Annotated in this window: 7 protein-coding genes and 1 pseudogene; 5 read left to right on the top strand and 3 right to left on the bottom strand. The window is 45.4% G+C overall.

Annotated features, from left to right (window positions below; all coding sequences use genetic code 11):
* Nucleotides 1-286 precede the first annotated feature (286 nt).
* From Q7J63_RS17120 to Q7J63_RS17110, 3 genes and pseudogenes are all read right to left on the bottom strand, one after another.
* Nucleotides 287-1459, bottom strand: coding sequence for an IS91 family transposase (locus tag Q7J63_RS17120; protein WP_304887877.1), 1173 nt, complete (start codon nt 1457-1459; stop codon nt 287-289).
* On the bottom strand, nt 1459-2268 hold the full coding sequence (locus Q7J63_RS17115) for a tyrosine-type recombinase/integrase (RefSeq protein ID WP_019598316.1): 810 nt from the start codon (nt 2266-2268) through the stop codon (nt 1459-1461). The genes Q7J63_RS17120 and Q7J63_RS17115 overlap by 1 nt, the downstream gene beginning before the upstream one ends.
* A gap of 249 nt (nt 2269-2517) precedes the next feature.
* A pseudogene (locus Q7J63_RS17110) lies at nt 2518-2655 on the bottom strand (tyrosine-type recombinase/integrase); the annotation flags it as partial.
* A gap of 323 nt (nt 2656-2978) precedes the next feature.
* On the opposite strand from Q7J63_RS17110, the gene Q7J63_RS17105 reads away from it, so the two are divergent.
* From Q7J63_RS17105 to Q7J63_RS17085, 5 genes are all read left to right on the top strand, one after another.
* Nucleotides 2979-3983, top strand: a complete 1005-nt coding sequence (locus tag Q7J63_RS17105) for a Gfo/Idh/MocA family protein (RefSeq protein WP_304887875.1) — start codon at nt 2979-2981, stop codon at nt 3981-3983.
* 130 nt (nt 3984-4113) lie between these two features.
* Entirely contained in the window at nt 4114-6333 is a 2220-nt protein-coding gene (locus Q7J63_RS17100; RefSeq protein ID WP_304887873.1) for a sodium-translocating pyrophosphatase, read from the top strand.
* A 602-nt stretch (nt 6334-6935) separates the two neighbouring features.
* A complete protein-coding gene (locus Q7J63_RS17095) occupies nt 6936-10043 on the top strand; it encodes a SusC/RagA family TonB-linked outer membrane protein (RefSeq protein ID WP_304887871.1) in 3108 nt (1035 codons plus the stop codon).
* A gap of 15 nt (nt 10044-10058) precedes the next feature.
* Nucleotides 10059-11471, top strand: coding sequence for a SusD/RagB family nutrient-binding outer membrane lipoprotein (locus Q7J63_RS17090; protein WP_019597830.1), 1413 nt, complete (start codon nt 10059-10061; stop codon nt 11469-11471).
* Between the two features lie 255 nt (nt 11472-11726).
* A complete protein-coding gene (locus Q7J63_RS17085) occupies nt 11727-13031 on the top strand; it encodes a D-alanyl-D-alanine carboxypeptidase (RefSeq protein WP_304887869.1) in 1305 nt (434 codons plus the stop codon).
* Nucleotides 13032-13079 lie beyond the last annotated feature (48 nt).

Here is a 13079-nt window from a genome sequence, read left to right as displayed (position 1 = left end):
TAACGTAAAGTGTTTTAAACGCAATTCAGGCAAAAAAATAACTATTTTATTCGATAATCCAAAATTGCGGTTAAAACATAGTTGGACGGAGCCTCCGGGATTATGGGCATTTATTTGCCTTGGTTTTGGACGAAGATGACGGAAAATTCCTTGGGGATGTTCTTTTTTGTTGTGTTTGACATGCTTTTGGACACTTGTTGATTGTTTTTGGGCATACCTTTTCCCCGCAGCGCCCTGCCTTGGTTGTTTGCTTCAAGATGTCAAAGAACTTTCAACCTTATCCTTTTCAGGGTATTCCATTATCTGGTTGTGGTTTTCCAAAACCCATTGTTCCTTTACCGCAGCAGGTACATCTGAAGATATTTTCATCCAAAAGCTTTCTGAGAACTTCATACGTCGTTAGCCCTTCATAGTGAGAGACCTGTCTTTTTTGGTTTAAAAGACAATGGCAATCATTCATTTTGGTCCTGCTGTTGGCTGGTGCCAATATACCGAAGTACCTGATTTTGTAAAACCCGTTTGGTAGTATGTGTTGCATAAATCGTCTGATGAATTCCCCGCAGGGCAGCTCCATGACCTTGTGCCGGTTGTCACGGTAGTCTTTCCATCTGAAGCTAACGGTTTTCCCGTCTGTATCCAGTATCCTGCTGTTGCTGATGGCGACCCTATGTGTGTACCTGCCAAGATAGCTGACGACTTGGTTTGCTCCCCGGAAAGTTTTTTTGATATGTATGTGCCAGTATTTTTCATATGCCAAACAATTAAGTTTCTTCGGGTTTGCATACAGTGCCGACTGTTTTTGCGGGATGTTGAGTGAACCTGCCGCAATCGCTTTCCTGAGCCTGTCCATGAAAACACCTCTGAAGATTTTCGATATGGCCTTTACCGGAACAAAGAATTTTCGGTTTGCCTTTACCCATTCCATTCCATCTGGATCCAGTCCGCCCGCAGGTACAAGCATGTGGATATGGGGATGGTAATTCAGGGATTGTCCCCAAGTGTGCAATACGGAAAGGCAGCCCGTTTCAGCACCGAGAAATTCCGGATTTGCTGCTGCCTTTTTCATTGCCTGGGCCGAAGATGAGAAAAGCATGTCGTAACATTCCCGCTGGTTGATGTAAAATATGCTGTTGAGAAACTCCGGGACTGTGAAAACGATATGGAAGTATCTCACGGGCAACAGTCTTGCCTTGAGTTTCTCCACCCAGACTACCTGTTTGACATATTGGCATTTGGGACAGTGGCGGTTTCTACAGCTGTTATAGCAGGTCTTTTTGTGTTCGCAGTTGTCACAGACCAGCGTGTGGCTCCCCATTTTGGAGGTCCTGCATCCGATGATGGCTTCATATGCCTTGATCTGGTCCACACAAAGCTTGTTATGGGAAAAGAAGGCATTTTTGTTCAAAAGAAGGATATCCGAAAGCTCTGCGCCTGAATTCCGGGCATTGACGGCTTCCATTACAGGTTGTCCAGAGGACTTTTGATCTGGGAAGGCTCAATATGGCTCACGTGAAGATATACAGTGGTAGTCTTGAGAGAGGTGTGCCCCATCAGCTGCTGAATCATCCTCAGGTTGGTTCCCTGCTCCAGCAGGTGGGTGGCAAAGGAGTGTCTCAGGCTGTGAAACGACACGTCCTTGGTGATGCCGGCACGTTTGGTCGCCTGTTTGAAAACTGTCTGGACAGTTCGATGGCTAATCGGTTCCCCACGTTTGGCTCCTTCAAAGAGATAGTTTCTGGGATGAAACTCCCTGTAATAGTCCCTGAGTTCTTTCAGGACCCTGTTGGACAAAAGCGTGAATCTGTCTTTGCTGCCTTTTCCGTACCTTACCTTAAGTTGCATCCTTGCTGCATCAATATCTGGGAAACGGATGTTGGTGACTTCATTGAGTCTGAGTCCGGCGGAATATGTAAGTGAGAAAATACAGTAATGTTTCCGGTTTTGGGTAAGGCTGAGGATCCGGGTCAGCTCTTCCCTTGAAAGGATATTGGGAAGCTTTTTCTCTCTTTTAGGTCTTTTGATACTTATGTTATCCCATTCCCTGCCCAACACTCCTAAAAAAAGTATTTTTAAAGCACTGATGAGTTGGTTGACTGAGGAAACGGACAGTTTTTGGTTATAGTAGGAATGGTGGATGAAATCCTTGATCTGCTGAGTTTCCAACAGCTCGGGAGACTGCCTGAAATGCAGTGCGAGACGTGAGATGGATTCGGTGTAGTTCCGGATGGTTCTTGCAGCATAGTTTCTGATCTGCATCTCTTCCACCATCCTTTGGCGAAGGCTTTTTTTTCCATGATTGAAAGGAATTTAGATTAAACATGCTATAAAAATAACCCATCTGTCTAAAAATCAGAAGGATAAAGATAAAAATCATAACTAACTACCGAAATAACTACCGACGCAGGAGGTTTTGTTCAACGTTTTGCTTTCCGCAACCATTGCGCCATGTAATCCATTAGACTTACATGGCGCAATGGTTGCGGTTATTTTCCAATTAGCTAAAAGTAAAACTAATCTTTAAATATCCAATCCGTCCATCGGACTTTTTATTTGGTCAAAACCCTTCGTAGTAATATGGGTGTAAATTTGGGTGGTTTTTGGGCTTTCATGACCCAATAAAGCCTGAATATATCTCAGATCTGTACCATTTTCCAAGTTAGTGAACAGTCACTTTTTCCTTAATTATTGTATTTTTTAAGGATTGAAAAGAACCGGAAACTCCGGATAAACTGGATGTCGGTTTCATTTTTAGGCAGTCTCAAGATGATTTTTCTGCCTATGACTTCTATTTGGAGCGCTTTTCTGTCCATTTTAAAAAGATTTTGTAAAATTATTGGCTTTCCCCGCCGATATGCTGCCAATTTACAGTATCCGAACAAAAACCGAACGGATTTAAACGTTTAAAATCCCATCACTTTTATTTTCCCACAAACCCATTTCTTCCGACCTTTGGGAAATTTGTTTTTAATTTGCTGACAATGAAAAAAATAAAAGACAATGAAGTCCGCTGGGGTATACTCGGAGCGGGTGCTGTATGTGAACTCAAATCCGCACCTGCCATGAACCTGGTGCCCAACAGTCGATTGGTGGCTGTCATGCGCCGCGACGAGGAAAAGGTCAAAGACTACGCCCAGAGGCATGGGGTGGAAAAATGGTACACCGATGCCCAAGCCCTAGTCAATGATCCGGAAGTCAATGCCATCTATATTGCCACGCCGCCGGATGCCCATCTCGAATTGACCAAAATGGCTGCCGAAGCGGGGAAACCGGTTTATGTAGAGAAGCCCATGGCCAGGACCCATGCCGAATGCCTGGAAATGATCGAGGTCTGCGAAAAGGCCGGAGTGCCCTTGTACGTGGCGTATTACCGAAGATCCCTGCCCCATTTTGTCAGGATTAAGGAACTAATCCAGTCCGGTGCTATCGGGGAAGTCAGGACACTGCATATAGACATGAAAAAACCCCAAAGGCATCAGAAAAAGGAGGTCTTGGAAAGCAATTGGCGCGTCAATCCCGAAATCGCCGGTGGTGGTTATTTTTACGACCTCGCTTCGCATCAATTCGACTACCTGGATTTTCTCCTCGGGCCCATCGCCCAGGTCAAGGGCTTTTGTACCAACCAAGGGCAACAATACCCTGCGGAAGATTTGGTGACGGCAGCCTTTAGGTTTGAAAATGGAGTTTTAGGGACGGGGAATTGGTGTTTTACCACTGCTGCTGATACCGAATCCGACCGGACCGTCATTTATGGCAGCAAAGGGACAATCGAATACGAAACCTTTGGCTCAGGAGGATTTATCCTGGATACAGAGCAGATGGGCTTGGAACGCTTCCAATTGGAACTCCCCAAAAACATCCAACATTTCCTGATTGAAAACATCGTGGAGGACTTGATGGGAGTGGGAGTAGCCTTGAGCACGGGCGTATCGGCTGCACGAACCAACTGGGTCATGGAGCAAATCATTGCCGATCGGGATGTCTGATCGGGATTTTTTGAAACAGCATAATATTCTGTTTACAATTCCTGCTTAAATCGATACTTTTAATTGCTTGGTTGGTGAATAATAATATATTTGTTGGTATGTAGTATTAACAATAAACCAATCAATAAATATGGAACAAGCAATTACTTACTTAATCCCCGCACTGGGGATCATCGGGCTTCTTGCAATGGCCATTAAATCCGCCTGGGTAACCAAACAGGAAACAGGTGATGGAACCATGGTCGAATTGGCCGGTTACATCGCCCAGGGAGCCATGGCATTTTTAAGGGCAGAGTGGAAAGTTTTGACGTATTTTGTCATTATTGCTGGAATTCTTTTGGCTTGGTCCGGTACCACCGTGGAGACTTCCAGTCCGGTGATCGCCATTTCCTTCGTCATCGGAGCGGTTTTGTCCGCTTTGGCAGGCTATATCGGCATGAACATCGCCACCAAAGCCAATGTCCGCACGACACAAGCTGCCCGAACAAGTCTTAAAAAAGCCCTTCAGGTATCCTTTACCGGTGGTTCCGTGATGGGCCTCGGCGTGGCAGGATTGGCTGTTTTGGGTTTAGGATCCTTGTTCATCATCTTCTATCAGGTATATGTAGTGAGCGCCGGAGCGGGCGTGAATGGTCTTGAAATGGAAAAGGCACTTGACGTACTCGCAGGATTTTCCCTCGGTGCGGAATCCATCGCGCTATTCGCAAGGGTAGGGGGTGGCATCTACACCAAGGCTGCCGATGTAGGGGCTGACTTGGTCGGGAAAGTGGAAGCAGGCATCCCGGAAGACGATGTCAGAAACCCCGCAACCATCGCCGACAATGTCGGGGACAACGTTGGGGATGTGGCAGGAATGGGCGCCGATTTGTTCGGTTCCTATGTCGCCACGATTTTGGCCACCATGGTCTTGGGAAGGGAAATCATTTCCGAAGATCAATTTGGCGGCATTGCACCGATTTTATTGCCAATGGTCCTCGCAGGTTTGGGTATCATTTTTTCGATCATGGGCATGCTGTTTGTCCGGATCAGCGATGACCAAGGCGACGTTCAGAAAGCGCTCAACATGGGCAATTGGTCCTCGATTGTTTTTACTGGAATAGCATCTTACTTCATCGTGAGTTATATGCTTCCCGAAACGATGATCATCAGGGGGTACGCTTTCTCCAACATGGATGTGTATTATGCCATTATCTTGGGGCTTGTCGTGGGTACTCTGATGAGCATCATCACAGAATATTATACCGCCATCGGGCGGAGACCTGTGAACTCCATCATCCAACAATCCGGAACAGGACATGCTACGAATATCATTGGCGGACTTTCCGTGGGAATGGAAAGTACGGTGTTGCCGATTCTGGTCTTGGCCGGGGGTATTTATGGAGCGTATGAATTTGCGGGATTGTATGGCGTGGCCATTGCCGCTGCCGGCATGATGGCGACCACTGCGATGCAATTGGCCATCGATGCTTTTGGTCCTATCGCAGACAATGCAGGCGGTATCGCCGAGATGAGCCAATTGCCGAAAGATGTGAGAACGCGAACGGATATTTTGGATGCAGTGGGGAATACCACCGCTGCTTCGGGAAAAGGATTTGCGATCGCTTCGGCGGCATTGACCTCCTTGGCGCTGTTCGCCGCTTTTGTGGGCATCGCCGGGATTGATTCCATTGATATTTACAAGGCCAATGTGTTGGCGGGATTGTTCGTGGGTGGCATGATTCCTTATATTTTCTCCTCCCTCTGTATCGCTGCCGTAGGCCGTGCCGCCATGGACATGGTCAATGAGGTGAGAAGACAATTCCGGGAAATCCCAGGCATCATGGAATACAAGGCCAAGCCGGAATACGAGAAGTGCGTGGAAATCTCCACGAAGGCATCCCTCAGGGAAATGCTCCTTCCGGGAGCAATCGCCTTGCTGGTTCCGATTATCGTTGGCTTCACGTTTGGCCCCGAGGTTTTGGGAGGTTTGTTGGCGGGAGTTACCGTTTCCGGTGTGTTGATGGGACTCTTCCAGTCCAATGCTGGAGGAGCTTGGGACAATGCCAAGAAATCCTTTGAGCAAGGTGTCATGATCAATGGAGAAATGCATTACAAAGGATCTGAGGCACACAAGGCTTCCGTGACGGGAGATACCGTGGGAGATCCCTTCAAGGATACCTCAGGACCATCGATGAATATTTTGATCAAATTGATGTCCATCGTGGCCCTGGTCATTGCTCCGCACATTTCCGAAAGAGAGCGTACAGAAACCATCGGAATGGAGAAACAAGAAATCAAAAAAGAAATCCAATTTGAGCAAGTCGAAAAAGTCGATGTAGAAAAAGTATTGGTGATCAATAAAAACGATTGATTTCCGAAAATGGATGACAATGGAAAAGCCACCTTTGGAAAGGGTGGCTTTTTTTGTGGGGATTTCAAAAACAGTTTGAGCCGAAGGGTGTAGAAGTATTATCCCTCCTTGGGGTTTTTTGTCGTCGGCGTTTCCTTTCCAAATCCCAAATGCTGTATTTTTCAGGTTTTTCCACTGGTCCATTGGGTCTGGTGGAAAAGTAGCGGATATTCATAAAATATATTCTTTCCCCAACAGTAAAAAAGGATCGATTGCATCCAGAACACAATCAATATCAATACCCAATCGATAAAAAAACCAAACAATAAACCAATCGTTGTTTTTTAGAATAAAATCAGTTTGTTTTTTGATCAATATGTGATATAATGCCAATGGGTTATAAAATAAAAGAGAATTTTATAACCCTTAAACCAGCCGATTATGTTTTTTTCATTTGTTTGCTCTTGTCGAAATCATTAAAAAAATCAATTACTCCCCATTCTCCACTTGGAAAAATTCGGTGAAGAATAAGAATTGATTTCATCACCTGCCATCGGTCCAATGCCTTCTGTGCATTGGGTGAAAACAAAATCAAATCATTTTTAACCCCTAAAAATCATATTATGAAGAGAAGATTTACGAATCTGGTCCTTTTTTTCACCCTGTTTGTGCTGGCAATTCCCGTGAATGCACAGCAATTTACAGTGAAAGGAAAAGTAATCACACAGGAAGATGGTGGGCCTTTGCCCGGCGTCAGCGTCTTGATCCGGAACACCACAACGGGAACGGTATCTGACATTGATGGCAATTTTAGCCTCAATTTGCCCACGGGAAATGAAACACTCAGCTTTTCATTTATCGGTTTTGAAACACAAAATATCGCTGTAGGAAACAGGTCCACCATCAATGTGGTGATGCGACAGGACATTTCACAGCTTTCCGAAGTGGTCGTCACAGCATTCGGTATCGAACAGGACAAAAAAGCCTTGGGCTATGCCGCCCAAAGTATCGGCGCCGAGGCCATCAGCAGAACCAAACAAGCCAATTTGGTCAATTCCTTACAAGGCCAAGTTGCAGGTGTTCAGGTCACCAATTCGGGTGGCGCTCCCGGCCAAAGTGCCAGGATCATCATCAGGGGAATCAACTCCCTTGATCCGAGCGCCGATAATCAACCGCTTTTTGTGGTGGATGGCGTCCCTGTGGACAATTCCACCATCGAATCCAGTGGTACGCCAAGAGGGCTTACCAACCGGGTGGCGGACATCAATCCCAATGACATTGAATCCATGTCAGTCTTGAAAGGTGCTGCTGCCACGGCACTTTATGGGGTTAGAGCGGCAAACGGCGCCGTGATCATTACCACCAAAAAAGGGAAAGAAGGGCAAGTGCGCGTTGATTTTGCAAGTTCGGTGGGTTTCGACGAGATCAATCAATATCCCGGATTCCAAAACAAATATGGTCAGGGATTTTCCGGAGTATATGATCCAAACAGTTTCTGGCCCGCTTGGGGAGCCCCGATTTCCGAAGTGGCCCAGACGGTGGATGGCCATCGATACCAAGACAATTGGAGAGGTGCGATGCAAACAGGTGTACAAATAGACAATTCTGTTTCCATTTCGGGAGGAAGTGAAAAAGCGACATTTTATGGCTCCTTCGGCAGATTGGATCAGGAAGGCGTGATTCCCTTCAGTGATTGGGACAGAACCACGGCCAAGCTCTCAGGGCAAATCAAAGTGAGTGAAAAATTCAACTTCGCCGGTTCCATCAATTTTTCCAACTCAGGAGGGAAAAGGGTTCCCCATGATAGGTTTATGGAAAGATTGGTGTATTGGTCCGAGACCACGGACATCAACGATTATATCAAACCGGATGGCACGATGGTCTCTGTCGGGAGCAATACCAACCCACTTTATGATGCTCGGTTTGCTACCTATGAGGATGATGTCAATAGGGTCATTGGGAATATTTCCTTCAATTACAGTCCTGCCGATTGGGTGACCTTTAGCTATCGATTGGGAAATGATTTCTACAGTGACAGCAGAACAGAAATCACACCGGGTCCAAAAGGAATAGACGGGGAACAAGCATTGAGCGCCACAGGATTCCTGGAGGAAACCAGGATCAACAGCCGTGACTTGACCTCCAATTTTTATGTGACTCTCAAAAAACAATTCAATGACGATTGGAATACCACATTGAGATTTGGAAATGATGTTTTCGAAAGAAAATTCGATCGCTTAACCTCAAGAGGTGAGAATTTTGTCATTCCCGAATTCTATAACCTCAGCAATACTTCTCAGATTTTTGCCAATCAGGGGAAAAGCATCAGAAGGCTCGTGGGTTTTTATGGGGATCTGATGGTGGATTATAAGAATCTATTGTTCCTGAACATTACCGGAAGGAATGACATCTCTTCCACACTTCCAAAGGACAACAATTCCTTCTTTTACCCATCGGTGAATCTTGGCTATGTGTTCAGTGAAAGTGTATCTCTTCCTTCTTGGATCACCTTTGGCAAGTTAAGGGCATCTTGGGCACAGGTAGGAAAAGATACCAATCCACACATCTTGGGTGCAACGTATTCTTCGCCTAATGTTTTTCCGCTCAACGGACAGGTGGGTTTCACTAGATTCAGCCGATTCGGGGATCCTATGCTGAGACCGGAGCAAACCACTTCATTGGAATTTGGTACCCAATTGGCCTTTTTTGACAACAAAATTGGATTGGATGTCACCTATTACAAATCAAACGCCAAAGACCAAATCATACCGGTGCCGGTTTCCGACGCAACAGGTTTTTCTTCTTACGTGACCAATGCAGGGGAAATCCAAAATGACGGGATCGAAATCGTGTTGAATGCCACGCCAATTAAAAGAGGTGATTTCAGATGGGATGTGACCGCAAATCTTTCCATGAACAACAATGAGATCAAATCCATCCGGGAGGGAATCGACGAGATTGTCTTGGGAAGCCAGTTTGGATATGTGGGAAGTACCGTCACCATGAAATTGGTGGAAGGGCAAGCCTACGGCAATATCTATGGCAGCAGTTACCAACGGTATTATGCCAACGGAACTCCGGAAGGACTACAGGTTTTGGACCGAAACCGACCTCAGATAATCGGCGCAAATGGTTTTCCCCTCAGAAATGCAAACCAGTTGATTTTGGGAAATGCCGTTCCAAAATGGTTTGGCGGACTGCGAAATCAATTCTCCTACAAGAGTTTTGATCTGTCCATGTTGATTGATTTCAGGACCAATGTCGAGCAGTACAACCAGTTTGACAATTTCCTTTCCGCATTTGGTATTGCAAAATATACCGAGAACAGGGAAGAATCCATTGTTTTTGACGGTGTCTTGGCCGATGGATCTGCCAATAATCAGGAAGTTTGGCTGGGACAGGGAGTGGGTCCAGACGGAAGAAACTACGGCGCTGGATTTTATAGAAACACCTATCGGGGTGTGAGTGAGAATTTCGTGCAAGATGCGAGTTTTATCAAGTTGAGAAACATCACGCTGGCCTATAACCTCAGTCCTGATTTATTAGAAAAAACGCCCTTCCGAACCGCGAGATTTTCCGTCGCAGCCAACAATATCATTCTTTATACCCCTTGGGACGGTTTCGATCCAGAATCATTTAGCGCAGGTGCCGGAGGAAATGCCATAGGCTTCACCGGTCTTGGTTTTCCAGGCGTGCAAAGTGTGTTTTTTACCTTGAATTTGGGCCTTTAATCAAAAGAAGACAACATGAAACTGATCAATATATTTAAAATATCCCTGGGTGTTGCCATCATTTCCATGGCTACTTCCTGTGAAACCTATCTGGACGTCAATGAAAACCCGAACAATCCACAGGATGCACCGATTTCAGGTTTGATGACCAATGCCACCTATGAGACCTCTCTCAATGTGTACAGGATCGGAAGCATTACCTCCAACTATGTTCAGTATTTGGCATCTCCCAATCCAGGAACTTCTTCCGATATCATGGAGCCGATCAATTATAGCGGGACATGGTTTTCACTGTATGACGTGATGACAGACTTGACGGACCTTATCCGAAAAGCAGAAGAAAGCGGCGCCAATCACCATCTGGGTGCTGGAAAGGTCCTGATGGCCCTTAACTTGGGCATGACCGTTGATATTTGGGGAAGCGTACCCTATTCAGAAGGTTTTAATTTCACCTCCGTGACTCCTGTTTATGACAATGACCAACAGTTATACACAGAAATCCTATCTTTATTGGACCAAGCCATCGCCAATCTATCCGGTCCCACTTCCATTTCCATTGGCGGTGATGATTTCATTTTCAATGGGAATGTATCCAAGTGGATCAAATTTGCAAATATGCTGAAGGCAAGAAATCTTTTGCATACCAGTGGATCAGCTTCCTACAATCCCAATGAGGTCCTGACTGCGCTCAGCAATGGATTTACTGCCAATGCGGATGATGCAAAAGTTGACTTCTTTGAGCAAAGGTTCAATCCTTGGGCGCAAATTGCGATCAACAATCAAAATCTGTTGCTTGGAGGTTGGATTTCTACCCAATTTATCGAGGCATTGGATGGGACCTCCTATCCAGCCAGTGATCCACGGCTTCCCCTGATGGTCGGTAGGACCAACGCCGGGCAATTTGTAGGTGTCGAAAATGGAGCGGGTAGGGGCAATGCACCTGAATCCGGCGCAAGATCCACTTTGATCCCGGGCCAATTTTATACCAGCACACAGTCTCCAGTGCTGATTGCCACCTTTGCAGAGCAAAAATTTATTGAGGCTGAGGCTGCTTTTGCCTCGGACAAAGGGCGTGCCTACCAAGCATATTTGGATGGAATCTCCGCCCACATGCAAATGCTAGGCGTGAGCAGTGTTGCCCAACAAGCCTATCTGCAAGACCCGAGTGTCAGCATGGGTGAAGCCAATTTTACCATCGATGCAGTTTTCAAGGAAAAATGGGTGGCTCTTTTCTTACATCCCGAAACCTGGAATGATGCCCGGAGATTTGATTATGGCTACAAAGACATGACCACGCCGCAGAATCTAAATCCAGCATTGAACGGTCAGTTTATCCGAAGACTCGCCTATCCGGACAGTGAAGTGAGTAGAAATGGGAAGAATGTCCCTGAGGTAACCTTGTTGGACAGAATATGGTGGGATCAATAAAATCAACCGGTATTCAATAAATAAAAGCCTGTCAGAAAATCTCTGACAGGCTCATTTCTTCCTGATATTGCGATTCATGGTGAGATATTTCACATAGCCATTTTCCACAATTCTATCATCGGATCATAAACATCCACCTATAGTATACACAATTCAAAATTGGACAGTGCGTATTTTCTCCAGGCAGTTTTTCTTAGAATGGAAATGCTTCAGTCAAAACGCCAGACATACCTATTTCAAATTTAACTTGGAAAGATGAAGAAAATTTTAGCATTCCTGATCCTGCTCTCATTGGGGTCCTGTACGGTTCAGAAGATCAAAAAATCAGTTCGGGATTCCGAAGTTTTTGGAAAAGGCCATATTGGATTTATGTTGGTGGATCCGGAAAAGAAAAAAACGCTCTTTGCCCTCAATGAGGAGAAATATTTTATCCCTGCGTCCAATACCAAGCTCTTTACTTTTTACACCAGTTATAAACTCTTGGGCGAGGAGCGGGTCAATGGACTAAATTACATCCAAAAAGAGGATTCTCTTATCTTTTGGGGAACAGGTGATCCCACCTTACTTCACCCTGATTTCAGGGACAGTACTGTGGTGGATTTCTTAAAAAATGCACCGCAAACGCTATACATGGTCAATACTTTTGATCAGGTAACCGCTTTTGGTTCGGGTTGGTCATGGGATTGGTACAATTATTATTATGCGACCGAAAGGTCTTCCTTGCCTATTTATGGCAATGTGGTTCGCTTTTCCAAAAAGCCCGATGATAAGGTTGGTTTTTCTCCTGATTATTTCCAAAGTCAGTCATTTGAGGACATTCCTTCGGAACGGTACAGCATTTTGAGAGAAGAAGACCAAAATATTTTCCATTATGGTATAAACAAACAGCTTGAGAAAGAACTCGGTTTTGAAAGCGACAAGCCTTATATCACCTCTGCCCAATTGACCGCGGACATGCTTTGTTTGAAGGTTGGGAAAAATATTACGCTCATTCCCAACCAAAATTACCAACACCGAATCCACCAAAAATTATCCACGGCAAAAGCTGACTCCGTCTATTCCCAAATGATGAAAATCAGCGATAATTTCTTGGCGGAGCAATTGCTGCTTTTGGTATCCGATCATTTATTCGATTCTCTGAATATCTCCTCCGCGATCGCTTATGCCAAGGAGAATCTGCTGAAGGATCTTCCGGATGAACCCATTTGGGTTGACGGTTCGGGACTTTCGGCCAAGAATATGTTTACCCCGAGAACCATCATCGCTTTGTTGGAAAAAATCAAGGAAGAAATCCCCATGGAAAAAATCCAGGCTTATTTCCCAGCGGGAGGGGATTCCGGGACGATCCGCAATTGGTACAAAGCAGATCCCGGACAAACGCCCTATATTTATGCGAAAACAGGTTCCCTGAGCATGAGCAATGCGCTCAGCGGATATTTGATCACCAAAAGTGGAAAAACCTTGTTGTTTAGTTTTCTCCTGAACAATTACGCAATCCCATCGGGTGAATTGAAAAAGGAAATGGAGAAGGTATTGTACCAGATCCATAAAAAATATTGATGGAAGATCTTAAAAGCTGTCCATTCAGGATTTTCCCAAATCGATTCC

The sequence above is a fragment of the Rhodonellum sp. genome (genome assembly GCF_030656585.1).
Taxonomy (GTDB): domain Bacteria; phylum Bacteroidota; class Bacteroidia; order Cytophagales; family Cyclobacteriaceae; genus Rhodonellum; species Rhodonellum psychrophilum.
The sequence above is the reverse complement of the archived record's forward strand: the minus strand, read 5'-3'. Positions and strand labels throughout refer to the sequence as shown.

Coding starts and splice junctions, on each gene's coding strand:
- Q7J63_RS17120 (WP_304887877.1), bottom strand. CDS start 1,459: ATGGAAGCCGTCAATGCCCGGAATTCAGGCGCAGAGCTTTCGGATATC.
- Q7J63_RS17115 (WP_019598316.1), bottom strand. CDS start 2,268: ATGGTGGAAGAGATGCAGATCAGAAACTATGCTGCAAGAACCATCCGG.
- Q7J63_RS17105 (WP_304887875.1), top strand. CDS start 2,979: ATGAAAAAAATAAAAGACAATGAAGTCCGCTGGGGTATACTCGGAGCG.
- Q7J63_RS17100 (WP_304887873.1), top strand. CDS start 4,114: ATGGAACAAGCAATTACTTACTTAATCCCCGCACTGGGGATCATCGGG.
- Q7J63_RS17095 (WP_304887871.1), top strand. CDS start 6,936: ATGAAGAGAAGATTTACGAATCTGGTCCTTTTTTTCACCCTGTTTGTG.
- Q7J63_RS17090 (WP_019597830.1), top strand. CDS start 10,059: ATGAAACTGATCAATATATTTAAAATATCCCTGGGTGTTGCCATCATT.
- Q7J63_RS17085 (WP_304887869.1), top strand. CDS start 11,727: ATGAAGAAAATTTTAGCATTCCTGATCCTGCTCTCATTGGGGTCCTGT.